Origin of the sequence: Streptomyces sp. NPDC005962 (genome assembly GCF_040629205.1) — a bacterium.
Lineage (GTDB): Bacteria > Actinomycetota > Actinomycetes > Streptomycetales > Streptomycetaceae > Streptomyces.
Genome location: NZ_JBEXVE010000002.1, coordinates 25,896 through 49,975 on the forward strand (window position 1 = coordinate 25,896; position 24,080 = coordinate 49,975).

A 24,080-nucleotide genomic window follows, 5' to 3' on the forward strand; every position below is an offset into this window, starting at 1 on the left:
ACAGGCGCGCGGCTGACGGGGGAGGCCCGGGGCGTACCGTCAGCGGCCCGCGAGCACTTGCCGTACGACGGGTCCGGCGGCGTCGCCCCCGTGGCCGCCCTGGGTGACCACGGCCGCCGCGGCCAGGTCGTCCCGGTAGGCCGTGAACCAGGCGTTGGTCTGCGCCTGGCCGTCGATCTCGGCCGAGCCGGTCTTGGCGCCGATGTCGCCGCCGAGGCCCGCCATCGCCCTCGCCGCCGTGCCGCTCGTCGCCGTCAGCCGCATCATGCCCTTCAGCTGCTGCACGGCCGCGGGGCTCAGGCCGCGCTCGCTGGTGGCCAGCGTACGGTCGTCCACCGACTTCGGCACCAGCACGGGCTGCTGGAAGGCGCCGGTCCGCACGGTGGCCGCCACCGACGCCATCGTGAGCGGGTTCATCTGTACCGTGCCCTGCCCGATGACCGCCGCGGCCTTGCCGTCCCCGCCTTCCGTCGGCACCGAGCCGTCGAACGTCGTGACGCCCACCCGCCAGTCGAGCCCGATGCCGAACACGGCCCGCGCCTCCTGTGCCACCCCGCCGTCGGGTATGGAGCCCGCGAGCGAGACGAACGCGGTGTTGCAGGAGGCCGCGAAGTCCTGGGCGAAGGTGGCGCCCGGGTTCTCGCTGTCCTCCACGTTGTGGAACGTCATGCCCTGCGCGTACGCCGCCGTCTTGGGACACGGCACCGGCTGGGCGGGCGTCACCTTGCCCGACTCCAGCAGCGTGGCGGCGGTGATGATCTTGAACGTCGACCCGGGGGCCGTCTGCCCCTGTAACGCGGCGTTGAACTCGGCCTTGTCCGAGTTGGCCACCGCGAGGATCTCCCCGGTGCTGGGCTTGAGGGCCACCACGGACGCCCCGGTCCGCTCGCTCACGGCCGCCTCCGCGCGCCGCTGCACCGCCTCGTCCAGCGTCGTGCGCAGACTCCCGGGCCTGCCCTTCGCCACCACGTGCAGCGTCCTCCCGGGTGAGCCGTCGGCCCGGACCGCCGTCACGGCTATCCGGGCCGAGCCACCGGACTTGTCGCCGTATCTCGCCCGCAGCGCGTCCAGCACCGGATCGAGGGACGGATGGCCGCCGTGCTTCAGCACCTTGCCGCTCCGGTCCAGCACCCGGACCGGCTGATTGTCCGCCATGCCCGTCTGTAACGTTTCACCGGATGTCAGTTCGGGATGGAGGACGGCGGGCTTCCAGTCCACCAGCGGCTTACCCGTCGTTTGGCCCCGCACGATGGTCAGCTTCGAACCGTACGTCCAGGTCGTGCGCTTGCCCTGATAGGCGATCTCCGCCTTGACCCGGAACGGCACCGTGGCACTGTGGGCCTCGCCTGCCGTGAGCGTCAGCTTCTCCACCCGGCCGTCCTCGCGGTAGCCGCTCAACGCGGCGGTCGCGCTCTGGGCGTCGTTGGTGAACGCGGCGGCCCGCAGATCATTCTGGTCCGCCCACGCGGCGAGGAACTCCCGCGCCGTGTCCTTCGCTTCGGCCGGCGTCACCGCGCCGTCCGGCACCGACGGCCCACTGCCGCCGGTCACCCCCGTGTAGAGGTTGTACCCCCCGATCCCCGCAACACCGATGAACCCCGCTAAGGCCGTACCGAGTACGACTCTCCCCGCTGCACGCATGGCGTGACCCGCCCCCAGGTGTGGTCGGCGCCCCGCTTCTCAGGCCGCCTGCTCCATCTCACCGCGCAGCGCCCGCGTGTACACCCCGAGCAGTCGCCCGTACTCCGCCCGCTCGGCAGGCCGCAGGGCCCGCCCGGCCCGGGCCCGCAGGAACACGCGGATCGCCTCGTTGGCCTGGTCGGTGGAAGTGGTCAGTAAGGCAGGGCTCTGGGGAGTAGGAGTCGGACGCATGACCAATAGAGTAGGGGCAGCCACTGACAACCGCTGTGGTCCAAACCTCTCAACTGGCCTGTTACCGGCGGTATGTGAGGAACAACGCATCCTCTGCACGGGTGTTCCCCTGCCGAACGGCCTGGCATATGCCCCGGCTGCGCTGTGTGTTGGCGTATGGAAACGCCGCTGGTCAGCGATCGGTTGTGGGGCAGCTGCCGGTGGTCACACCGCCCGTACGGTCACACCGGCCGCGGCGAGCCGGTCCGTCTCCTCGGTCGGCGTGGTCCCGTCCGAGAAGTTCCCATGCGAGAAGTTCCAGTCCGTGACGACCGCGTCGAGGTCGGCGGCCGCGGTGACGAACGCCAGGGCGGTGCGGGTGAGTTTGGCGGCCTCCGCGACGGCGATCACGCGGCGGGACGAGGCGATGGCGGCGCGTTTCACAGCGGCGTCGTCCGTGTCGTAAGCGGTCAGCCCGTCCGCGGAGTTCAGTCCGCAGCAGCCGATCACCGCGGTGTCGAAGCGCAGCGCGGCCAGCGACGCCTGCGTCAGCGGGCCGGTCAGAGCCAGCTCACCCGGGCGGGGGCGCCCGCCGGGCACCAGCAGCGTCACCTGCGGGGCCCCGGCCAGCGCGTTCACCGCGTGCAGGGACAGCGGCATCACCGTCACCCGGCGGTGCTCCAGCGCCCGGGCCACCTCCAGGCAGGTGGTGCCGCTGTCGAGGACGACGGACTCCCCGTCGGCGATCAGCCCGGCGACCTCCGCGGCGATGCGCCGCTTGGCCTCCAGCCCCTCCTGGGCGCGCAGGGCGAACGGCGGCTCCTCGCCGCGCAGCAGCAGGCTCCTCGCCCCACCCCGGTAGCGCTCCAGGACGCCCTGAGCGGCCAGCGCCTCCAGATCGCGCCGGATGGTCATCTCCGAAGCGCCGGTGAGCGCGGCCAGTTCCGCGACCCCGGCGCGGCCCGCGCTCCGTACGGCCTCGGTGATCTGTCGCAGTCGCTCTGTGCCCGCCATGCCGCGATTTGAACACGTGTGATGTTCGAAAAGCAATCTTTCAAACGCAGACTTTGTTCGCTACGTTCGTGGCATGGAGCGTACGGAGAGATCGCTGCGGGCCGCCCGGCTGGCCACCTTCACCTATTTCGCCCTGAACGGCTTCCTCATGGGGATGTGGATCGTCCACATTCCCGGCATCGAGCACCGTGCGGGGACGGGCCATGCCGTGTTCGGCTGGCTCCTTCTCCTCCTCGGTGCCGGAGCCTTCGCGGCCATGCAGATCGCCGGTCCCCTCACCGACCGCTTCGGCGCCCGCGTCGTCGTATCGTTCGGCGCGGCGCTGTGCAGCGCCACCCTGATCCTGCCGGGCCTGGCCACGAACGCCTGGACACTGGGCGCCGCACTGCTGGTGTTCGGGGTGGGCAACGGCTGCCTGGACGTGAGCATGAACGCCCACGCCGTCCAGGTCGAACGCGGCTACGGGCGGCCGGTGATGTCGGCCTTCCACGCCACCTACTCGCTCGGCGGTGTCCTCGCCGCGCTCGTCGGCGCCCGCACGCTCGGCTGGGGCTGGAGCCCCGCGACGACCCTGGCCGTGGCGGCGGCCCTCGGGCTCGCGGTCGCGGCGGCGGCCTCCCGCGCACTGCTGGGGCGGCCCGCCGCCGTCCCGGGCGCCGACGCTCCGCTTGCGGGGACCCGGCACCGGACGCCCCGCCGCATCTGGTCGTTGGCCGCCCTGGCGCTGATGATCATGCTGTGCGAGGGCGTGGCCAACGACTGGAGCGTGCTTCATCTGCGCAACGTCCTGGACGCGCCCGCCGCCACCGCCGCCCTCGCCTTCGGAGCCTTCGCCACCGCCATGACGACCGGCCGCCTGCTCGCCGACCGAGTGGCCGCCCGGGTCGGCCCGGTGGCCATCCTCCGCTACGGCGCTTCAGCGGCCGCCCTCGGCATGACCGTGGCGGCGCTCTCGCCCTGGATTCCGCTGGCGCTGCTCGGCTGGACCGTGTTCGGTGCCGGGCTCTCCGGCTGCGTCCCCCAGCTCTTCAGCGCCGCGGGCCACACCGACCACTCCACCGCCGGTGCCAACGTCTCCCGCGTCGCCGGTCTCGGCTACCTCGGCATGCTCGCGGGCCCCGCGGTCATCGGCCCGCTGACCCACCTTGTGCCCCTCAACCTCACCTTCTTCCTCCCGGTGGCCTTCTGCGTCATCGCCGCGTGCGCGGCGGGCATCCTGCGGGTCCCCGGGACGGAACCACGGCCCGGAAAAGCAGTTGCCCCCGTGGGCGTACGGCGGTCGGATAGTGCCCCATGAGCCCAGGGCACTCCGAAACCCTCGTACGGCGGCTGATCGCCGAACAGTTCCCGCAGTGGGCGGGGCTGGATGTCGAACGGTTCCCGTCCGGCGGCACCGTCAACGCCGTCTACCGGCTGGGCGACGCCATGGCCGTACGGCTTCCGCTGGTGGCGGGCGGCGCCGCCGACGTCACGACGGAACAGCGGTGGCTGCCCCGCCTCGCGCCCCGGCTGCCCATGGCCATCCCCGAAGTGCTGGGCACCGGCGAGCCCGCCGAGGGATACCCATGGCGGTGGTCGGTGCACCAGTGGCTGCCGGGACAGAACCCCAGGGAGGGCGCCCTGAGTGAGCCGGTCCTGCTGGCCAAGGACCTGGCCGAGTTCGTGGCCGCGATGCGCGGCGTCTCCCTCCCCGGGGCCGCCCCCGATGCCTACCGCGGCGGCCCCCTCCCCTCCCTCGACGCGTCCACGCGTGCCGCGATCGAGCAACTGCGCGCCATCCCGGAGGAAGGCGTCGACTGCGACGCCGCAACCGCCATCTGGGACGACGCCCTGCGCACCCCCGACTGGCCCGGCCCACCGGTATGGCTGCACGCCGACCTGATGCCGGGCAACCTGCTGGTGGACGCCACCGGCCGACTCACCTCGGTGATCGACTTCGGATGCATGGGCGTGGGCGATCCGGCCTGCGACCTGTTCCCGGCCTGGGGCCTGCTGCCTGCGGCTGCTCGGGATGTCTTCCGCGAGGCGCTAGCCGTGGACGACGCCACGTGGAACCGCGGCCGAGGCCGCACCCTCTCCCAGGCCCTGATCGCGCTGCCGTACCACCGGACGAGGACCCCGGCGATGGCGCGCAACGCCCGACACGTGATCCGAGCGGTACTGGACGAGCGCTGAAGCGGCTACCCCCACCCCAGCGCTTCAGGGCTGAAATCGACGAGACTTTCCCACACAATGTCCGCCCCGGCCCCGCTCAACTCCCCGGCGGAGCTGCGGCCGCTGGCGACCCCCACGGCCAGAGCCTCGGCATCGAGGGCACCGCGAACATCGTGCGGGGTATCCCCGATGACAACGGTCTGCCGGCCGTCGAAGGCGTACCCGTACTTCTCCGACGCCCGCTTGCGCGCCCGACGCACGAGGTCGGCGCGATCGCTGCCGTCGTCGCCGTAGCCGCCGACCTCGAAGTCGAACCCATCACCCAGGCCGAGCGCGGCCAGCTTGGTGATGGCGACCGGGCGAAGATTGCCGGTAACCGCCGACTGCACGGCGCCCCGCCCGGCACACGAGGCGATGGCATCCCGAGCACCGGGCAACACGACCCCGACCTCCCGCATGCGCCCCTTCAGCTCTTCGGCTGCCGTCGTCAGGGCGGCGTAGAAGTCGTCGAACAGCGCTTCCGGATCATCAATGCCGTTGAGACGTAGCGTCTCCACCATGATGGCCTGCTCGGTGCGCCCCGCCATGTCCGCCAACTCCCCGAGCGGCTTGCCCGTCACCTTGGCGAAGGCCCGCTCATAGAGACTGCGGCTCACCCCACCCTTGATGCTGACCAACGTCTGGTCGACATCCCAGAGGATCAGAGAGGGCTCGGGGGTGAGGTCGTTAGGCATGGTGGCAGCGTAGACGTGGGAGGTACACGCGCATGCGCTGTCGTTGTGGCGGGGCCATGGCCTGCCGACGCGTTCGGCCGCGGTTGCCCGCTGGTGCGGACGATCTGCTCCAGGCGGCGCTGGCGGCGGATCATGCCGTCACCGTGGCGTGAGTACGGGCAGTGGAGGATCTCCAGCTGTGACGTCGTGAGCCCGTCCTCCGGGTCCCGTTGTTGCCTGAGGCGGTGAGGAACTCGGTCAGATCGCTGTCAGGTGTAGCCGGGCGAGGATGTGTTGTGAGCCTCTCGAACCAGGGCGCACAGCTGCCTGTGGTTCCTTGATCTCAGCGGTCCCGTGTCCGGCGGCTTGAGGGTGGTCATGTGTTCTCTACGGCTGCACTGGGCGAAAGAAACACCTGGCGGCGCTCAACGTTGATGTATGTGATTGTGCCGGTCAATGTATCGCCCACCTGTGCAGTAATCCTGCCGCTCGTGAACTCGGAATTGGGAAAGAATCCCAGGATGCCATCTTCCAGCTGAGTGAACACCCCTACAGGGGTCATTTTGGTGACGATCCCCATTACGGTCGATCCGAAACGGGTGCGTGCGAAGTTGAGAAAGGGGTCCTGCTGCAGCTCCTTCAGGGATAGCGACGCCTGCCTGTGGTCGAGGTCGACGCTCAACACGGTAACGATGACTTCTTGACCTACATTGGCCGCCTGTGAAGGATGGTCGATCCGCTTCCAGGAAAGGTTGGGTACGGTCACGATGCCGACAGCGTCACCGAGATCCACGAACACGCCGAAGTCCGTCACGGACTTTACGACCCCCCTGCAAACCTGGCCTGTCTGCAAGGAGCTGAGGAATGCGCTGGCGGAATCGTCTTCGGGCGTCTGCATGGGCTTCACTCGTGCGTGTGCCTCTCTCTCCAGTCGACAACCCAGTTACCTTCCGCGAAAAATCCTTGCAAGGACTCGTAATTCTCCACCCAGTAGTCGCCACAGCCGTCCTGGAAGTCTTGGTCGCGTGCCACTAAGATCAGGTAGCTCGGCGGGGAGTCGGCGAGCTCCTGCACCTTGACGTATTTCCCTGCCTCGTCCCCCCCGGCCCGGGTGTATCCGACCTTGTTGACCTCTACCACGTCAGCGAGCCCCTTACGCCACCATCGTCGAACGTGATGCCTAGGGCTAGGCTTCGGGCCTTTTTGGTCCTGAGCCGGGAGCGACTCTGAATCCGAGAGCAGATTTGACTTCGCGATTTCGGCAAGCTCGGAGTACTGCTTGACTTCCACAGCCTCTCGGCGGTGAGGGCTCACAGCTCGTATGGGTATAGCTCCAGGGCGCATGTCGTAAATGCTACGAAATCACCTTGTGTCACTTTTTGTGCGGCCTGTGAGGTTTCGAGTAGAACGACATCTGATTGGATCCTGAAGGAGATCACGCAATCTTCGTCCACTCTCTCTACCGTGCCTGAGATTGTCACGCCTTGCGCGTCTTCGCCGTATTCGCCCTTGATTTGCGCATGCGGGTAACTGGGGGGGAGCCATGCGGAAATCGGCTCGGAGATTTCAAGCTCTACATGAAAGACCCCGACTGTCGCTTCTTCGTCTCCCTTCCAAAACCCCCATGCATGTCCTGCGGGGCAGGTAAATTCCACTGCGCCAAGCCCGGGGTCAAGTACTCGGAGGATCTTTATCTCCATTATTTCAACCCCAAGGGCACTCGAACCATCGTGTTTCCTACCACCCATTCGTTGGTGGGGGAGACGAAGTTCCAAGTTTCCATATGGAAATGGAATTTCGTCGGTTTGCTGTTCATCTCGTGTGGGCCAAGCCGAATGCTGCGCTGGCCGTCTGCTGAAACGAGGCGGTTTGGGTCTACTTCCCCTGTCCGGGGGTGAATATTTGTATAAGGGCCTTCGCCTAGAAAGTCCTTCCAGGCGTCCATGGCTTGGTGGGGCTTAAGAGGCTTAGGGGCAGCGACTTCCGGGGTATTGGTGACGGTCACTTTTGGAGGATCGATGGGGTAGGGGCCGAGACCGAGTGGGTCACCCCAGGTGTGGGGGTTGTGAACGTAGGTTGTGGGGTTGGGTGCGGGGGTTAGGCCTAGAGGGTCGGGGGAGAGGTAGCGGGCGGAATCTGGGTCGTAGTAGCGGTGGAAATTGTAGTGGAGGCCGGTTTCCGGGTCGAAGTATTGGCCCGGGAAACGAAGCGGGGTGTAGGCCGTGCTGTTGGCGGCCCAGGTGGTGGTGCCCCAGAGGGTGGAGCGGGTGTGCCAGGCGATGGTGCCTGATTCGTCGACCAGTTCAGTGGGGGTGCCCACCAGGTCGGTGATGATGGCGAAGAATCGGGCGTCGATTTCGCGCTGAGTGGTGGCTTCGGTGATGCGTTCGGTCTGGGCTATGGGGCGTAGGCCGTCGTGGTCCCAGGTGAGGGTTATGGGGTTCGGGAGGTCCAGGGTGGTGGTTGTTTGCTCGATTAGGGTCGGGCCGTCCCAGGTGAAGTCGGTTTGTTCCAGGACGGTTTCGCCGTCGGCGGTGAGGCATTGTTTTGTGGTGCGGCGGCCGAAGGGGTCGTAGAGGTAGCGCCATACCGTGCCGTCGGGGGTGGTGACGTTGGTGAGGCGGTCTTCGGTGTCCCAGGTGTAGTGCCAGGTGTCGGGCTTCTTCGGGAGACGGGTTTTCTGGCGGAGGGTGAGGCGGCCCGCGTCGTCGTGTTCGTAGCGGATGGCGCCCGCGCGGGTGATGCGGGTGCCGGTGTAGGCGCGGGGGCCGGTGGCTTCCTGAGGTGCGCCCTTTGTGGGCCAGGTGGCTTGGGTTTGGTTGCCTGCCTCGTCGTAGGCGTACGTCTCGGTCCAGCCAGTGGCGCGGACTGTTGTCACGCGGCCTGCCGAGTCCAGGTCGAAGGTGCTCGGGCCGCTCAGACGGTCGTCGATGGCGGTGACGTTGCCGTCCGCGCGATAGGTGTAGGTGCGATGCTGGATGGGGGACGGGTCGGATGCGCCCGTCAGGGATTGTTCGGTCAGACGGCCCAGGGAGTCCCAGGCGTTGGTGACCGTCAGATTGTCGCCGATCCGGCGAGTTGTCTCGCGGCCCGCCTCGTCGTGTTCGGAGGCCAACGTGTGGCCACCGGCGGTGAGGGCGGTGCGGTTGCCTGCCGCGTCGTAGGTGTATGTGGTGATCGCGCCGCTTGGGGTGACGCGGCGGGTGCGGCGGCCCAGGGGGTCGTACGAGTGGGCCAGGACGCGGCCGTTCACCATCTCCGACTTGATGCGGCCCAGACGGTCGTGTTGGTGGACCACTTCGGTGTCGGGACCTGTCGCCGTGGTCAGGCGGCCTGCTGGGTCGTAGCTGAGGGTCGTCACCTGGTCGTCGGCGGTCTTGCGGGTGATCTGGCCGAGCACGTCGTGTTCGTACGCGACGGACTGGCCGAGGGGGTTGGTGCGGCGGATCAGCTGGGCGGCCGCGTCGTGTTCGTAGGTCAGCGTGCGGTCGTCGAAGTCCGTCTCCGACGTCAGACGACCTGCCGGGTCGTACTCGTACGACCAGGTCAGGCCCTGCGGGTTGGTGACCTGGGTGAGGCGAAGGGCTTCGTCGTGCTCGAACTCGTACCGCACGCCGTCCGGGCCGGTGCGGGCCGCGAGCAGGTCGAAGTGGGTGTATTCGAAGGTGGTGGTGGCACCGATGGCATCGGTGTGGGTGGTGCGGTTGCCTTCGCCGTCGTACGTCCAGGTTTCGCTGGAGCCGTCGGGGTTGGTGCGGCGGGTGAGTTTGCCTTCGACCGTCCAGGCGAGGTGGGTGTTGGTTCCGACCGCATCGGTGATCGTGATCGGGCGGCCGAAGGCGTCGCGCTCGTAGCGGGTCACCGCGCCCAGTGGGTCGGTGATCTTTACTGGTAGGCCTGCCTTGTCGCATTGGACCAGCGTGGTTTCGTCCAGCGCGTTGGTGACGGACGACAGGTGGCCGTACGAGTCGTAGGAATAGCGGGCCGTGTGGCCCGCCGCGTCGGTGGCCGAGGTGCGGCGGCCCGCCTCGTCGTACGTCTGGGTCCAGGTGGCGCCGTCCGGGCCTGTGATGGACGTCGGCTGGCCGAGGGCGTTGTACGTCGCCGTCGATTCGCTGCCGTCGGGGGCGGTGATCCGGGTGAGGTGGCCTGCCTCGTCGTAGACGAAAGCCGTGGTGCGGCCCAGCGCGTCGGTGCGCGAGAGGACGCGGTCGTTGCGGTCGTACTCGGTGCGGGTGGTGTGGCCCAGGGGGTTGGTCTCGGCGGCCACCTTCCCCGCGTCGTTGATGAAGTAGCGGGTGGTGTGGCCCTCGGACGTGGTCACCCTCGTGACGCGGTGGCCGGTCGCCTGATCCACCTCGTCGTACGAGATGTGGATGGATACGTGGCCCGCCTCGCCGCCCTCGGCGATGCAGCGGTCCTGGTTGTCGTACGCGTAGTCGTATCGACGGTCGTTGGTGTCGACCCACGCTATGACGCGGCGTTCTTCGTCGTACTCGAACTGGAGGGGCAGGCCGCTGGAGTTGATGACCTCGGTGAGGTTGCCGTCCGTGTACGCGTAGCGGATCAGCTCCTGGTCGCCGCCGTCCGCCGCGGCACCCGCCAGGTGGAGGGCGGTGATCCGGCCCTCGGTGGTGATGAGCTTCAGCTCGTACCCGGAACTGTGCGCGATGGCGGTCGGGGTGCCCTCGGCGTCGTACTCGAAGGTGATCCAGTGACCGGAGCGATCGGATATCTGCTCCAGCAGTGCGACCCCGTCACCGCCCGGGTCCACGTCCCGTGGGCCGTTGAAGTGGCGGACCCAGCCGGTGGCGGGATCGGTGAGCGTGTAGTCGCCGTGGGGGTCCCGCTCCAAGGGCCAGCGGGGGCCTGCCTCGGGGAGGGTCGGGACATCCGGGGCTGGGTGAGGGTAGGACAGCAGCAGGCCGTCCTCGCTCACGAAGATGACACCCTCGGCATCGATCTCCAGCCGCTGGTCCGCCGTGCTCGACCACGACGGGCCGAACCACCGGCCCACCCGGTAGCCGGATTCCACCTGGCGGCGGAACACCAGCGGCAGCGCGCCCGGCAGGGAGACGTCCGTCTGCGGGAGGTACATCTTCCCGGTGGCCAGGTCGACCGGGTCGGTTCCGTCGCTGCATTTGTTCTTGTGCTCGGTGGTGTTCTCGCCGTGTTTGCGGCCCTTTATCGCCTCGCGAGCCTTGTTCAGGAGACGACCGGACTTGCCGAGCGTGGCCCCCTTGCGAGCGGCGCCGAGACCCTTCGTGCCGAGCAGCTCGGGGAGGGCTCGGCCCAGGCCTTCCGAGGGGTCCTTGGAGAACTCGTTGTACATGTTCTTGAGGGCCGGGCCCGGGTTGCTCGCCACCGTGTGGAGCTGGGCCGCCGTGCTGTTCAGACTCGTGAGGTACTCGGCCGGGTGGGTCAGGTTGTACGGGTCCATCGGATTCAGGCTGCGCGCGAACGAGTTCAGCCCCGCGACGCCCTTGATGACTCCGCCCGTCAAGTGCATCGCGTCCGCGTCCAGCCCGTCCAGGCCGGCCCCGAACTGCTTGCCGTACGACGGCTTCGGCGGGGCCGCGTCCTTGGCCTGCTGGACTGCCTTGCGCGCCGCGATGACCGCCTCGTCCCGCTGGCGCCGCGCCTCGTCCAGCTTCTCCTGCGCGGCCTTCGCCTTGGCGGTGCCGGGGTCGTGGAACTCGCCCGGCTTGGTGGGTTTGGCGCCCGGGTGCTTGCCGGACTCCACCTTCTTGTCGTACGTCTCGGCGGCCGTGTTGTACGTGTCCACCTTCGCGTTGTGCGCGGAACGGGCTTCGTCGGACGCGGTCTTGGCCGCCTTGTACGCGTCGATCGCGTCCTGCGCCTGGCCCTGCGCCCACTCCACCGTCCCGGCGAAGTCCTCCAGCGCCCCGGCGGCCTTCTTGCACGCGTCCGCTGCCTTGAACCACTCCTTCGGCTTGACGGACACCTCGTCGCGGAAGGCGTCGGCCGCCTCGCCCTTCCAGTGGGAGGAATCCAGGGCCTTCAGACCGTTGCCGACCTTCTCGAACGCCGACTCGAAGTCCTTCAGGTGCTTCACCGTGGAGCGGATTCTGCTCACGCTGCCGTAGATCAGCTTCTTGGGGTCCTGTGTCTCCCCGAGCTGCATCTCGGCGACGTCCGCGCCCAGGTAGTTCGCGGCGGAACGGGACTTGTCGCGGACCGCGTCCGCCCCGCTCTCCCAGCCGACCTTGTCCAGCCCGTCCGCGGTCTTGTTACCGGCCCATTCGACGCCGTCACCGAGGGCCTCCTTGCCCTTCTCGACGGCGTCGTCCATCCAGTCGGGGGTCAGGTCGGGACCCATCAGTGCCCGCCCTTCTCGGCGCTCTCCTCGGCAGCCTGGTCGACGAAATGCTGAATGCCGGTCGATTTATACCGATGGCCCGCCTCCTCGCCGGCGGCGTCCCAGGCCTTCTCGGAGTCGGCCACGCTCTTCTCGAAAGACTCCTTGCTGTAGTCCGGCGTCCAGGTGTCGACCGAGATCAGATCCCCCATGTCCTTCTTCACGATCGTCTTCTCATCCAGGTGCGGGTTGCCCAGCATCGAGTTCGCGGCCACCTTGAACGTCCCCTGGGTGTACTGCTCCTGCTCCCACTGAGAGCCGGCCGCCAGTCCTACCTTCTCCGCGAGCTTGCTGGCGTCCTCGATCAGGCCGCGCACACCCCAGTCCCACAATTCGCAGAAGTCCTCGAAGTCCTTCGCCAGGCCGTTGTGTCCGGCCTCCATGGACGTCATGGACAGTTCCTCGAACCCCGCCCCCGTCTCGGCGTCCGACGCCGAGGCAATTTCCTTCAGTTCGCCGATCGCCGCCCGCAGCCCTTTCACGATCTGAGCCTGCGAATCCTTGTCGAAGGCCAGGTCTATGTTGCCGCCCTTGGCGCCGCCGCTCACCGCTCGTCCTCCCCATTCGACACGGTCCCCATCCAACCAGCACCGTACGACACACGATCACCGTGAGCGACGGAGGGTGTGCGGGAGTGATCGTGTTCGTGGAGGGGGTCAGTCCGTGACGAGGACCGCTTCCAGGGTGCGGGGGCCGTGGACGCCTTCTACGCGGTCCAGTTCGATGTCGCTCGTCGCCGACGGGCCCGAGATCCAGGTCAACGGGCGGGCCGGGTCGAGGCGTTCGAGGGCCTGCGGGACCGAGTCCACGACCTGGGCCGGGACGCGGATCACGCAGATGTGGTGGTCGGGGACGAGGGAGATGCGGCGGCGGCCCTGGTCGGTGTCGGCGTCCAGGACGATAGTGCCGGTCTCGGCGACGGCCACCGCGCAGGCGGTGACCACGCTGGACACGTCGTCCAGGTCATGGGGGGTCTGGGCGGGGGAGTCCGTCAGCCGTACGGCATCGGTGGCGGACAGCCACTCGGCGGGCAGGCCGGACGGGGCGACCACGCTCGTCGCGCCGCGCGCGGTGAGCAGGCTCGCGATGAGGGAGGGGAGGGCGGAGGCCGTGGTGCGGTGGACGATCGCGCGGTAGTCGGCGAGGTTCTCCGCGAGCAGGTCGACGGTCTCGGCGGTGGTGCGGTCGCCGTGTGCGCGGTGGTACGTACGGTCCACCGTCACCTCGGGCGGCGTCTCGGCGCGGGGGACGTCGGCCAGGGCGCGGCGGATACGGGCCATCACCAAGGCGCGGGAGCCGGAGGGGGAGCCGGGCGGGGAGGTGGTCATGGGGTTTTCCTCGCGTCGTGGGCGTCAGCGGCTTCGGCCGCGCCCCGGGTGCGTTGCCACCAGTCGCGGAACGACTCCGCCGGTACCTTCGGCAGCTCGCGGGTGTCGCTCCACGCCCGCCCCGGGCCGGGCAGTCGGCGCGGGTGGAAGCGGCGGGTGCGGGCGGCCAGGCGCTGGCCGGTGCGCAGCACGCCGGGGTGGTCCAGGGCCCAGCCCGCGGCCCGCATGGCGGCCCGTTCCGCGGCGTGGCCCTTGGCGGGCTTGACGACCGTGCGGGTGCCGCGCACCGACGCCGGGCCGCCCTCGACCACCCGCTCGCGCAGGTGGACCAGGATTTCGGGGATGTCGATGGCCACCGGGCACACCTCGTAGCACGCGCCGCACAGCGAGGACGCGTACGGGAGGGAAGCGTCCAACTCGCTCTGGGTGCCGCGCAGTTGCGGGGTGAGGATGGCGCCGATCGGGCCGGGGTACGCCGAGCCGTACGCGTGGCCGCCCGCCCGCTCGTACACCGGGCACACGTTGAGACACGCCGAACAGCGGATGCAGCGCAGCGCCTGACGGCCCACGGTGTCCGCGAGGGTGTCGGTGCGGCCGTTGTCCAGCAGGACGAGGTGGAAGGTGCGCGGGCCGTCGCCGTCCGTGGTGCCGGTCCAGGTGGAGGTGTACGGGTTCATCCGCTCCGCGGTGGAGGAGCGGGGGAGGAGCTGGAGGAAGACCTCCAGGTCCTGGAAGGTGGGGATCACCTTCTCGATGCCGACGACGGAGATCAGCGTCTCGGGGAGGGTCAGACACATCCGGCCGTTGCCCTCGGACTCGACGACGACCAGGGTTCCGGTCTCCGCGATCATGAAGTTGGCGCCGGAGATCCCCACCTTGGCGTTCAGGAACTTCTCGCGGAGGTGGAGGCGCGCCGCCTCGGCCAGATCGGCGGGCGCGTCGGTCAGCCCGTCGGGCGCCGGGCGGCCCCACTCGGCCATCTTCTCGGCGAAGATGTCGCGGATCTCGCCGCGGTTGCGGTGGATCGCCGGGACCAGGATGTGGGACGGGAGGTCGTCGCCGAGCTGCACGATCAGCTCGGCGAGATCGGTTTCGTACGCCGTGACCCCGGCGGTGGCCAGCGCGCCGTTCAGCCCGATCTCCTGCGTGGCCATCGACTTGACCTTGACGACCTCGCGCTCGCCTGTGGCCCGCACCAGCTCGGTGACGATCCGGTTCGCCTCGTCCGCGTCCGCCGCCCAGTGCACCTGGCCCCCGGCCGCCGTGACCGCGCTCTCCAGCTGCTCCAGATAGTGGTCGAGGTGGCGCAGCGTACGGTCCTTGATGGCCGCGCCCGCGGCGCGCAGCGGCTGCCAGTCGTCCAGCTCGGACACCGCCGTGGCGCGCTTCGCGCGGATGGTGTGGGTGGCGTGGCGCAGGTTGGCGCGCAGCTGGGTGTCGCGGGTGGAGGCGTTGGCCGCCGTCGGGAAGGCGGGCATCCCGAGGTAGGTGGCTTGGTGGGTTCCGCTCACCAGATGTCCCCTTCCGTGCTGGCCAGGATCTCGGCGATGTGCACGGGGCGGACCGTCGAACCCTGGCGGGCGAGCGTGCCGCCGATGTGCATCTGGCAGGAATTGTCGACCGTACAGACCGCCTCGGCACCGGTCGCCGTGATGTTGCGCGCCTTGTCCGCGCCCATCGCCGCCGACACGGCCGCGTTCTTGACCGCGAACGTGCCACCGAAACCGCAGCACTCCTCCGCGCCCGGCAGCTCCACCAGGTCCAGCCCCTCGACCGCGGTGAGGAGCGCGCGCGGCCGGTCGCCCAGGCCGAGCATGCGCAGACCGTGGCAGGTGGGGTGGTACGTCACGGTGTGCGGGTAGTAGGCGCCCACGTCCGTCACCTTGAGGACGTTGGTCAGGAACTCGGTCAGCTCGTACGTCTTCGGGACGGCGGCGGCCGCGAGGTCCGCCAGCTCCTGGCCACGGCCCTCGGCGGCGGCCTTCGCACCCATCCGCGGATAGTTGTCGCGCACCATCGCGGCACACGAGCCGGAGGGCGTGACGATGTAGTCGTAGTCGCGGAAGGCGGTGGCATAGCGGCGGAGAAGGGGTTCGGTGTCGTGGCGGTAGCCCGTGTTGAACTGCGGCTGACCGCAGCAGCTCTGTTCCGGCGGGAAGCCCACCTCCACGCCCAGCCGCTCCAGCAGGGCGACCACCGCCTGACCCGTGCGTGGATAGAGCGTGTCGTTGACGCAGGTGATGAAGAGCGCTACGCGCACGGTTCCTCCTCGGCCGCCTCGGTCTCGGTGACCTGTGCGCCTTCCAGGCGGGAGGCTGCCCTGTCCCACGCCGAATGATCACCTGTGGGCTCATACTGCCTCAGCGGCTGGGTGCTGTGAAGGAGCGCGCGCAAGTCGGACAGGCCGCCGCTGATCGTTCCGGCCGTACGCGCCTGCACCAGGATGTTCCCGAGAGCCGCCGCCTCGGCCGGGCCCGCGACCACCGGGAGGCCGCAGGCGTCGGCGGTGAGCTGGCACAGGAGCGTGTTGTGCGCGCCGCCGCCGACGATGTGCACGGTGTCGACCGTACGGCCGGACAGCCGGACGGCGTCCTCGATCGCGCGGCGGTGCGCCAGGGCGAGGGAGTCCAGGACACAGCGGGTCGTCTCGGCGGGGGTACGGGGCACGGGCTGGCCGGTGCGGCGGCAGGCGGCGGCGATGCGAGCGGGCATGTCGCCGGGGGCGATGAACGCGGGGTCGCCCGCGTCCACGACGGAGCGGAGGGGGGTGGCGTGGGCCGCCGCGTCCAGGAGGGCGGGGAGGTGGTGGGGTGTGCGGATTCCGGTGGTCTTCCTGGTGCTCTCGCTGGTGTTTCCCCCGGTGCTCGCCATGGTGTTTTTCCTGGTGGTTTCCCCGGTGTTTTCCCAGGTGCGCAGGCATTCCTGGAGCAGCCACAGGCCCATGATGTTGCGCAGATAGCGCACCGTGCCGTCCACGCCCAGCTCATTGGTGAAGTTCGCCCGCCTGCTCGCCTCGGTGAGGACCGGCGCGTCCAGCTCCAGCCCGGCCAGTGACCAGGTGCCGGTGGCGATGTACGCGAAATGGGGGCTCGTGGCGGGCACACCGACGACGGCGGAGGCGGTGTCGTGCGAGCCGACCGCCGTGACGGGGGTGGGGTGCGGGAGGCCTGTTTCGGCCAGGACGTCCGGGAGGAGGGTTCCGGCCGGGGTGCCGGGGTGGCGCAGGGGCGGGAAGAGGGCCAGGTCGATGCCGAGGGTTTTCGCCACGTGGGCCGACCAGGTGCGGGTGCGGGGGTCTATGAGCTGGGTGGTCGACGCGTTCGTCAGCTCCGTGCCCGCCTCGCCCGTCAGCCAGTACGCGATGAGGTCGGGGATCAGGAGCAGGCGGTGGGCGGCGGTCAGGGCGGGCGTGCCCTGGGCGGCGATGAGCTGGTAGATCGTGTTGAAGGGGAGGTGCTGCAGTCCGGTGGCGGCGTAGAGGGCCGGTGGCGGGAGGGCCGCCGCGACCTTTTCGGCCGCGCCGGTGGTGCGGGTGTCGCGGTAGTGGACGGGGGTGGCGAGGAGCGTGCCGGTGGCGTCGAGGAGGCCGTAGTCGACCGCCCAGCTGTCGATGCCGATGCTGGTCAGGGGGGTGGTGGCGGTTGCCGCTGCTGCTTTGAGGCCGTTCAGGACGCCCTGGTAGAGGGACAGGATGTTCCAGTGCAGGGTGCCGTTGAGGCGCACCGGTTCATTGGGGAAGCGGTGCGCCTCGTGGAGCGTCAGCGTGTCCGGGGTGACCTGGCCGACCATGACGCGGCCGCTGGACGCACCGAGGTCTACGGCGGCGAAGCGGTGTTCTTTGGGGGGCACCTTGACCTCGTGGTGGGTGGGTTCTTGGTTGCGGTGGTCCGGTAGGGGCGGGTGCCGGGGCCTCCGGGGCAGGGCCCTGGACTCGTATATTTTTGGCGCTGGTGCCCGGGGACGTGGGGTGGGCCGGGAGTGTGCGCCACAAATACACGTCATCGTCCAGGACCCCACCCCTGCGACCCCGTCCCCCTCACGCGCGCGTCAGCGCAGGAACGCCGCCGCGACCCCGGCGTCCACCGGGATGTGCAGTCCGGTGGTGTGGGACAGATCGCCGCCGGTGAGCGCGAAGACCGCGTTCGCCACGTGGGACGGGAGCACCTCGCGCTTGAGCAGGGTGCGCTGGGCGTAGAACTCGCCCAGCTTCTCCTCGGGCACGCCGTACACCGCCGCGCGCTGGGCGCCCCAGCCGCCCGCGAAGATGCCGCTGCCCTGGACGACGCCATCGGGGTTCACACCGTTGACGCGGATGCCGTGGCCGCCCAACTCGGCGGCTAGAAGGCGTACTTGGTGCGCCTGGTCGGCCTTGGTGGCGGAGTACGCGATGTTGTTCGGGCCCGCGAAGACGGAGTTCTTGGAGGCGATGTATACGATGTCGCCGCCCATGTTCTGGGCGATGAACACGCGGGCCGCCTCGCGGGAGGCGAGGAAGGAGCCGCGCGCCATGATGTCGTGCTGGAGGTCCCAGTCCTTGGCCGTGGTTTCCAGGAGCGGTTTGGAGATGCTGATACCGGCGTTGTTGACCAGGAGGTCCACGCCGCCGAAGGCCAGGGCTGCGGTGGTGAAGGCTTCCTTGATGTCGTCTTCCGACGTGACGTCTGCTGTTACGGGGATTGCTTTGTCCGGGCCGCCCAGTTCCGTGGCGACCGAGGCCGCTGAGTCCGGATTGATATCCGCCACCACCACGCACGCGCCCTCGGCCACCAGGCGCTGTGCGATCGCCTTGCCGATGCCCGAGCCCGCGCCGGTCACCAGGGCTATCCGGGTGGCCAGGGGCTTGGGCTTCGGCATGCGCTGGAGCTTGGCCTCTTCCAGTGCCCAGTACTCGATGCGGAACTTCTCCGACTCCTCGATGGGGGCGTACCTGGAAACCGCTTCGGCGCCTCGCATCACGTTGATCGCGTTGACGTAGAACTCGCCCGCGACCCGGGCCGTCTGCTTGTCCTTGCCGTAGCTGAACATGCCCACGCCCGGGATCAGCACGATGGCCGGGTCCGCGCCGCGCATCGCGGGGGAGTCGGGGGTGGCGTGGCGGTCGTAGTAGGCCGCGTAGTCGGTGCGGTAGGTGGCGTGGAGTTCCTGGAGGCGGGCGATCGTCTCGTCGAGGGGGGTGTCCGGGGGGAGGTCCAGGACCAGGGGGCGGACCTTGGTGCGGAGGAAGTGGTCCGGGCAGGAGGTGCCGAGCGCCGCCAGGCGGGGGTGTTCGGCGCGGGAGACGAAGTCCAGGACGGTGTCGCTGTCCGTGAAGTGGCCCACCTGCGGGCGGTCCGTGGAGGCCAGGCCCCGGATCGCCGGGGCGAGCGCGGCGGCGCGGGCGCGGCGCTCGGCCGGGGGGAGGGTGGTGTGGATGGTGGGGCCGAAGGGGGCCGTTTTGCCGCGTTCGGTCAGGAACGTCTCGGCGGTGCGGATGATGCGGAGCGAGTTCGCCTCGCATGCGGCGGAGGTGTCGCCCCAGGCGGTGATGCCGTGGCCGCCGAGGACGCAGCCGATGGCCTGGGGGTTGGCCTTCTTGATGGCGGCGATGTCCAGGCCCAGCTGGAAGCCGGGGCGGCGCCAGGGCACCCAGACCACTTGGTTGCCGAAACACTCCTTGGTGAGCGCTTCGCCGTCGGCCGCGCAGGCCAGGGCGATGCCGGAGTCGGGGTGGAGGTGGTCGACATGGGCGGCGTCGACCAGGCCGTGCATGGCGGTGTCGATGGACGGCGCCGCGCCGCCCTTGCCGTGGAGGCAGTAGTCGAACGCGGCGACCATCTCGTCCTCGCGCTCCACCCCCGGGTAGACGCCGGTCAGGGCGCGGAGGCGGTCCAGGCGGAGCGCGGCGAGGCCGGTGGGGGCGAGGGTGCCGAGGTCGCCGCCGGAGCCCTTGACCCACATCAGCTCGACGTCCTGGCCGGTGACGGGGTCGGTGTCGGTGCCCTTGGCGGACGTGTTGCCGCCCGCGTAGTTGGTGTTGCGCGGATCGGCACCGAGGCGGTGGCTCCGCTCCAGCAGCGTGGCCGCTTCGGGGTGGAGTTCTGCGGTCATGTCGTCCTCTGTGTGGAGTGCGGAGCTGTCTCAGTGGGGCGGAGCCCCGGGTTCGGGGAGGGGCGGCGCAGGCGTTACGCGCCCCAGCCCGCCTGTTCGCCGCCCACGCGCTCCTCGACGATCCGTTCCGCCCAGCCGGACGCCCGGTACGCGGCCATCGGGTCGGGGTCGATGCCCAGCTCCTCGCGGACCTCGGCGAGGAGGGGGCGTACGTCGGTGTTGTACGCGTCCATCAGGACCGCGTTGGCGCCGAGGACGTCGCCCGACCGCTGGACGGCGGCGAGGGCGTCCCGGTCGACCAGGAGGGCCTTGGCGGTGGCCTCCTGGACGTTCATCACGGAGCGGATGATCGCCGGGATCTTGGGCTCGATGTTGTGGCACTGGTCGAGCATGAAGGCGATGTCGGAGGCGAGGCCGCCGCCACGGATGACCTCGTACATGATGCGGAAGAGCTGGAACGGGTCGGCGGCGCCGACCATGAGGTCGTCGTCGGCGTAGAAGCGGGAGTTGAAGTCGAAGGCGCCGAGCTTCTTCTCGCGCAGCAGGAGGGCGACGATGAACTCGATGTTGGTGCCGGGGGCGTGGTGGCCGGTGTCGACGCAGACCTGGGCCCGGGGGCCGAGCTTGAGGCAGTGGGCGTAAGCCGTGCCCCAGTCCGGGACGTCCGTGGTGTAGAAGGCGGGCTCGAAGAACTTGTACTCCAGCAGCATGCGCTGGTCGTCGCCGAGGCGGTCGTAGACGGTGCTCAGGGCCTCGGCGAGACGGTCCTGGCGGGCGGCGATGTCGTCCTGGCCGGGGTAGTTGGTGCCGTCGGAGAACCAGAGCTTGAGGTCGCGGGAGCCGGTGGCGTCCATGATGCCGACGCATTCCAGGAGGTGGTCCACGGCCTTGCGGCGGACCGCCGGGTCGGGGTGGGTGACCGAGCCCAGCTTGTAGTCGTCGTCCTGGAAGACGTTGGAGTTGATCGCGCCCAGCTTCAGCCCGCGCTCCTGGGCGTACTTGGCGAGGGCCGCGTAGTCGTCGACCTTGTCCCAGGGGATGTGCAGGGCGACGGTGGGGGCGACACCGGTGAAGGCGTGCACCTGGGCGGCGTCGTCCAGCTTCTCCCGAGGGGTGCGGGGGACACCGGGCTGGGCGAACACCTTGAAGCGGGTTCCGGAATTGCCGTACGCCCATGACGGCGTCTCGATCGCCTGGCTCTTGAGGGCTGCCTTCACGGCCGGAACGTCAGACATGGGTCTCCTCGGTGTGAAACGATTCAAGAAAGCTAAGCGCGCAGGTCGGTGCGCGTCAAGAAGTGGTGGGAACCCGAGCCCGCGGCATATACCGCGCAGCCGTCCGCCAGGCGCAGGAAGCGGGCGCCGCGCTGGGTCACGTCGGACTCGCGGCGGGCGGGGACCCAGATCTCGGCGGTGGTGTTGACGGGGAGGGACACGGTGAGTTCGAAGTTTTCGTCCCGCTGGGTCCAGCGCGTGGTGATCGGGCCGTAGAGGGAGTCGTAGCGGCCCTCGGCCGAGCGCACCTCGCCACCGGGGCGGGGCCGGACGCGGATCGCGCGGAAGCCGGGGGCGGCCGGGGCGATGCCGGTGATGTTCTCGTACATCCACGCGCCGACCGAGCCGTAGGCGTAGTGGTTGAAGGAGTTCATCCCGACGTCCTGGAAGCTTCCGTCGGGCTTGATGGAGTCCCAGCGCTCCCACATCGTGGTCGCGCCCCGGTCGATCTGGTAGCCCCAGGAGGGGAAGGTGCGCTGGTGGAGGAGGCGGTGGGCGACGTCGGTGTGGCCGGTGTCGGTGAGCGTCGGCAGCAGCCGGGGGGTGCCGAGGAAGCCGGTGGACAGATGGCCGTCGCGGTCCTCGATGAGGGCGACGAGGCGGTCGGCCGCCGGTTCGCGGAGCGCGGCGGGGAGCAGGTCCATCGAGAGCGCCAGGACGTACGCGGTCTGGGTGTCGCCCTTGATCCGGCCCTCGGCGGAGACGTACGCGGCGGTGAACGCGCTCTTGACGCGGGTCAGCAGGCCCTCGTAGGGGCCGGGGTCCTCGCCCAGGACGTGTGCGGTGCGGGCGACGAGGTCGGTGGCGTGGGCGAAGTACGCGGTGCCGATGACGTCCTTGGGCGTCTCGTCGTCCACGTTGAGCCAGTCGCCGTAGCCCTCGGCGGGGCGCAGGAGATCGGTGCTGTGCTTCTCCAGGTACGCGATCCAGCCGCGCATGGCGGGCCAGTTCTCGCGCAGGACCCGGGTGTCGCCGTACGCCTGGTACAGGTTCCAGGGGACGGTCACCCCGGCGTCGCCCCAGCCCGCGGTGCCGCTGCCGAGGCCGCTGACGACCGGGGCCACATCGGGGAAGGCGCCGTCCGCGCTCTGGCCGTCGCGCATGTCCTGGAGCCACTTGGTGAGGAAGCGGGCCGACTCCATGGTGTAGGCGGCCGTGCTGGAGAACACGTTGATGTCGCCGGTCCAGCCGAGCCGTTCGTCCCGGGCCGGGGTGTCGGTGGGGATGGACAGGAAGTTGCCGCGCTGGCCCCAGGTGATGTTGGAGTGCAGCTGGTTGAGCAGGGGCGCGTCGGTGTGGAAGGACATGGTGAACGGGGCCGCGGTGTGCATGACCCGGCCGGTCACCGCGTCGAGGGGAGGCTTCCCGGGGTAGCCCGTGACCTCGACGTAGCGGAAGCCGTGGAAGGTGAAGCGCGGCTCGTAGGTTTCGGGGCCGCCGCCCGCCAGGGTGTACGTGTCGACGGGGCGGGCGGTGCGCAGGTTGTCGGTGTACGCGGTGCCGTCCGGGTTGAGCACCTCGGCGTGGCGGATGCGGACCGTGCGGCCGGCCGGGCCGGAGACCGTGAGGCGGACGCTGCCGACCATGTTCTGGCCCAGGTCGTACAGGTACACGCCGGGGGTGGGTTCGGTGACCTTGACGGGGGTGATCTCGCGTTCCACCCGGGTCGGTGCGTCGGCCTGGGCCACGACCTCGGCGGTGATGTCCGCGGCCGTGGTGGCGGGCCGCCAGCCGGTGTCGTCGAAGCCCGGTGAGGTCCAGCCCGGGGTCTCCCGGCGGGCGTCGTAACTCTCGCCCATGAGGGGATCGGCCGTCAGCAGGGGGCCGGTGGCCGCGCGCCACTGCTGGTCGGTGGTGACGCGCTCGGTGCTGCCGTCGGTGTAGGTGACTTCCAGCTGGGCGAGCAGCGCGGGGTTGTCCCCGTACTGGTCCTGGCCCAGCCAGGCGATGTTCCCGGAGTACCAGCCGGGGGCGAGGGTCACACCGAGGGCGTTGGCCCCGCGGCGGAGGGCGTCGGTGACGTCGTAGGTCTGGTACCGCACACGCGTGCGGTAGTCGGTCCAGCCCGGGGTCAGCTGGTCGCGGCCGACGCGGACGCCGTTGATGTGGGCTTCGTAGAGCCCGAGCGCCGTGGCGTAGAGCCGGGCGCGCGCGACGGGCTTGGTGAGCCGGAAGGCACGGCGCAGCTGGGCGGGGGCCCGGAGGGGGACCACCTTGCCCCACGGCCCGCTGCCCCAGGGTGCGAGCGTCCTGGCGGTGGACCAGCCGCCGTCGTCGTAGTCCGGGGCCGTCCAGGTGGCGGGGGGCTTCTCGTCGGCCGTCCGCCAGGTGGCGTCGGTGTGGTGGTGGGTGGTGCCGTCCTCGGTGGTGAGCTCCAGGGTGGCCAGCAGCCCGGCCGGGCCCTTCTGGGCGTTGGTGGCGGAGAGGGCGAGGGTGGCGGCGCCCTGACGCAGGAATTCGGTGACGTCGACGGTGGCCGGGTGGGCCCATGACTTCTGCGCGTCCAGCGCCTCGCGGGCGGCGACCTCGGTGCCATTGACATAGGCCGTGAAGCCGTTGTCGGCCGCCACCACCAGACGGGCGCGGTGGACCGTGCCGGTGGCGCGGACGGTGGTGCGGAACCACCGGGTGGCCGCGGGGGCGTCGTTGGCCGGGTCGCCCTCGGGGAACCAGATCCAGGAGGCTCCGTCCAGGGCCGGGGGCGCGGTCACCGCGGTGGGCGCGGCGATCCAGCGGGCCTGCCACTGCCCGGTGCTGAGCAGCCCGGTCTCCCACCAGGCGGGGGCGGACCAGGGGGACGGACGGCCGTGGCCGTCCCAGACGCGGACCGACCAGTGGTAGCGGGTGCGCGGGCGCAGCGCCGGGCCGTCGTAGGGGACCAGGACCGATTGGCGTGATGCCGTTCTGCCGCTGTCCCAGACGTCGGGGGAGCCGAGCTTGTCCGGGGAGGTGGCGACCCGGATGTGGTACGCGCTCTGCACCTGGTCGCGGGCGTCCGAGCCGAGGACCCAGCCGAGCCGGGGGCGGGGTGTGTCGAGGCCGATCGGGCGGGCGGCGTATTCGACCGTCGTGGACCGCACCCGCAGCCCCGGCCCCTCCCCGTCGGGGGCGGAGGCGGCGGCGGACGGGGCGAGGGCGGGCAGACCTGTGAGGGCCGTACCGGTACCGGCCGTAGTGGCGAGCAGATGGCGCCTGCTGATCACGAGCACCTCCAGGGCGACTGGATGAAAAACGATTCAATCCAAGGCGCCTGGACCGTAGGGCTGGCGCTGCGGGTTCG

Annotated in this window: 18 protein-coding genes; 2 read left to right on the forward strand and 16 right to left on the reverse strand. The window is 69.8% G+C overall.

All coding sequences use genetic code 11. From position 1 onward, the window contains the following. Positions 1-39 precede the first annotated feature (39 nt). The 3 genes from ABZ370_RS04145 to ABZ370_RS04155 all read right to left on the reverse strand — a co-directional run bounded on the left by ABZ370_RS04145 (position 40) and on the right by ABZ370_RS04155 (position 2,865). A complete protein-coding gene (locus ABZ370_RS04145) occupies positions 40-1,641 on the reverse strand; it encodes a penicillin-binding transpeptidase domain-containing protein (protein WP_358616157.1) in 1,602 nt (533 codons plus the stop codon). Positions 1,642-1,680: 39 nt separating this feature from the next. Beyond that, complete coding sequence (locus ABZ370_RS04150) at positions 1,681-1,872, reverse strand: hypothetical protein (RefSeq protein WP_009713521.1); 192 nt, start codon at positions 1,870-1,872, stop codon at positions 1,681-1,683. A gap of 204 nt (positions 1,873-2,076) precedes the next feature. Beyond that, entirely contained in the window at positions 2,077-2,865 is a 789-nt protein-coding gene (locus tag ABZ370_RS04155; RefSeq protein WP_358616160.1) for a DeoR/GlpR family DNA-binding transcription regulator, read from the reverse strand. A gap of 73 nt (positions 2,866-2,938) precedes the next feature. On the opposite strand from ABZ370_RS04155, the gene ABZ370_RS04160 reads away from it, so the two are divergent. Then, positions 2,939-4,162, forward strand: coding sequence for an MFS transporter (locus tag ABZ370_RS04160; protein ID WP_358616162.1), 1,224 nt, complete (start codon positions 2,939-2,941; stop codon positions 4,160-4,162). Beyond that, positions 4,159-5,040 (forward strand): aminoglycoside phosphotransferase family protein, encoded by an 882-nt coding sequence (locus ABZ370_RS04165; RefSeq protein ID WP_358616164.1) that lies wholly within the window; start codon positions 4,159-4,161, stop codon positions 5,038-5,040. Before ABZ370_RS04160 ends, ABZ370_RS04165 begins: the two co-directional genes overlap by 4 nt. Before the next feature lie 5 nt (positions 5,041-5,045). Here the strand turns inward: ABZ370_RS04165 and ABZ370_RS04170 are convergent, their stop codons facing one another. From ABZ370_RS04170 to ABZ370_RS04230, 13 genes are all read right to left on the reverse strand, one after another. Continuing rightward, the gene (locus ABZ370_RS04170; protein WP_358616166.1) at positions 5,046-5,753 is read right to left on the reverse strand and encodes a haloacid dehalogenase-like hydrolase; all 708 of its coding nucleotides are present in this window, start codon (positions 5,751-5,753) and stop codon (positions 5,046-5,048) included. 355 nt (positions 5,754-6,108) lie between these two features. Further along, a complete protein-coding gene (locus ABZ370_RS04175; RefSeq protein ID WP_358616168.1) occupies positions 6,109-6,630 on the reverse strand; it encodes a S1 RNA-binding domain-containing protein in 522 nt (173 codons plus the stop codon). Positions 6,631-6,635: 5 nt separating this feature from the next. Continuing rightward, complete coding sequence (locus tag ABZ370_RS04180; protein WP_358616170.1) at positions 6,636-7,022, reverse strand: hypothetical protein; 387 nt, start codon at positions 7,020-7,022, stop codon at positions 6,636-6,638. A gap of 20 nt (positions 7,023-7,042) precedes the next feature. Continuing rightward, entirely contained in the window at positions 7,043-7,432 is a 390-nt protein-coding gene (locus ABZ370_RS04185) for a hypothetical protein (RefSeq protein WP_358616172.1), read from the reverse strand. Further along, the gene (locus ABZ370_RS04190) at positions 7,432-12,072 is read right to left on the reverse strand and encodes a putative T7SS-secreted protein (RefSeq protein ID WP_358616174.1); all 4,641 of its coding nucleotides are present in this window, start codon (positions 12,070-12,072) and stop codon (positions 7,432-7,434) included. Before ABZ370_RS04190 ends, ABZ370_RS04185 begins: the two co-directional genes overlap by 1 nt. After that, the gene (locus ABZ370_RS04195; protein ID WP_358616176.1) at positions 12,072-12,659 is read right to left on the reverse strand and encodes a hypothetical protein; all 588 of its coding nucleotides are present in this window, start codon (positions 12,657-12,659) and stop codon (positions 12,072-12,074) included. The genes ABZ370_RS04190 and ABZ370_RS04195 overlap by 1 nt, the downstream gene beginning before the upstream one ends. A 108-nt stretch (positions 12,660-12,767) precedes the next feature. Next, entirely contained in the window at positions 12,768-13,439 is a 672-nt protein-coding gene (locus ABZ370_RS04200; RefSeq protein WP_358616178.1) for an LUD domain-containing protein, read from the reverse strand. Continuing rightward, the gene (locus ABZ370_RS04205) at positions 13,436-14,917 is read right to left on the reverse strand and encodes a lactate utilization protein B (RefSeq protein WP_358617403.1); all 1,482 of its coding nucleotides are present in this window, start codon (positions 14,915-14,917) and stop codon (positions 13,436-13,438) included. Before ABZ370_RS04205 ends, ABZ370_RS04200 begins: the two co-directional genes overlap by 4 nt. 29 nt (positions 14,918-14,946) lie before the next feature. Continuing rightward, entirely contained in the window at positions 14,947-15,699 is a 753-nt protein-coding gene (locus ABZ370_RS04210) for a (Fe-S)-binding protein (RefSeq protein ID WP_358616180.1), read from the reverse strand. Continuing rightward, on the reverse strand, positions 15,690-17,228 hold the full coding sequence (locus ABZ370_RS04215; RefSeq protein ID WP_358617406.1) for a rhamnulokinase family protein: 1,539 nt from the start codon (positions 17,226-17,228) through the stop codon (positions 15,690-15,692). Before ABZ370_RS04215 ends, ABZ370_RS04210 begins: the two co-directional genes overlap by 10 nt. A gap of 258 nt (positions 17,229-17,486) precedes the next feature. After that, positions 17,487-19,526, reverse strand: a complete 2,040-nt coding sequence (locus ABZ370_RS04220; protein WP_358616183.1) for a bifunctional aldolase/short-chain dehydrogenase — start codon at positions 19,524-19,526, stop codon at positions 17,487-17,489. Between the two features lie 74 nt (positions 19,527-19,600). Continuing rightward, a complete protein-coding gene (rhaI, locus tag ABZ370_RS04225; protein WP_358616185.1) occupies positions 19,601-20,761 on the reverse strand; it encodes an L-rhamnose isomerase in 1,161 nt (386 codons plus the stop codon). 32 nt (positions 20,762-20,793) lie between these two features. Beyond that, positions 20,794-24,003 (reverse strand): alpha-L-rhamnosidase, encoded by a 3,210-nt coding sequence (locus tag ABZ370_RS04230; protein WP_358616188.1) that lies wholly within the window; start codon positions 24,001-24,003, stop codon positions 20,794-20,796. Between the last annotated feature and the right edge of the window lie 77 nt (positions 24,004-24,080).

Bases quoted from the DNA above. Each gene is read 5' to 3' on its own strand.
- ABZ370_RS04145 (WP_358616157.1), bottom strand. From the start codon at position 1,641: ATGCGTGCAGCGGGGAGAGTCGTACTCGGTACGGCCTTAGCGGGGTTC.
- ABZ370_RS04150 (WP_009713521.1), bottom strand. From the start codon at position 1,872: ATGCGTCCGACTCCTACTCCCCAGAGCCCTGCCTTACTGACCACTTCC.
- ABZ370_RS04155 (WP_358616160.1), bottom strand. From the start codon at position 2,865: ATGGCGGGCACAGAGCGACTGCGACAGATCACCGAGGCCGTACGGAGC.
- ABZ370_RS04160 (WP_358616162.1), top strand. From the start codon at position 2,939: ATGGAGCGTACGGAGAGATCGCTGCGGGCCGCCCGGCTGGCCACCTTC.
- ABZ370_RS04165 (WP_358616164.1), top strand. From the start codon at position 4,159: ATGAGCCCAGGGCACTCCGAAACCCTCGTACGGCGGCTGATCGCCGAA.
- ABZ370_RS04170 (WP_358616166.1), bottom strand. From the start codon at position 5,753: ATGCCTAACGACCTCACCCCCGAGCCCTCTCTGATCCTCTGGGATGTC.
- ABZ370_RS04175 (WP_358616168.1), bottom strand. From the start codon at position 6,630: ATGCAGACGCCCGAAGACGATTCCGCCAGCGCATTCCTCAGCTCCTTG.
- ABZ370_RS04185 (WP_358616172.1), bottom strand. From the start codon at position 7,432: ATGGAGATAAAGATCCTCCGAGTACTTGACCCCGGGCTTGGCGCAGTG.
- ABZ370_RS04190 (WP_358616174.1), bottom strand. From the start codon at position 12,072: ATGGGTCCCGACCTGACCCCCGACTGGATGGACGACGCCGTCGAGAAG.
- ABZ370_RS04200 (WP_358616178.1), bottom strand. From the start codon at position 13,439: ATGACCACCTCCCCGCCCGGCTCCCCCTCCGGCTCCCGCGCCTTGGTG.
- ABZ370_RS04205 (WP_358617403.1), bottom strand. From the start codon at position 14,917: ATGCCCGCCTTCCCGACGGCGGCCAACGCCTCCACCCGCGACACCCAG.
- ABZ370_RS04215 (WP_358617406.1), bottom strand. From the start codon at position 17,228: ATGGTCGGCCAGGTCACCCCGGACACGCTGACGCTCCACGAGGCGCAC.
- ABZ370_RS04220 (WP_358616183.1), bottom strand. From the start codon at position 19,526: ATGACCGCAGAACTCCACCCCGAAGCGGCCACGCTGCTGGAGCGGAGC.
- rhaI (WP_358616185.1), bottom strand. From the start codon at position 20,761: ATGTCTGACGTTCCGGCCGTGAAGGCAGCCCTCAAGAGCCAGGCGATC.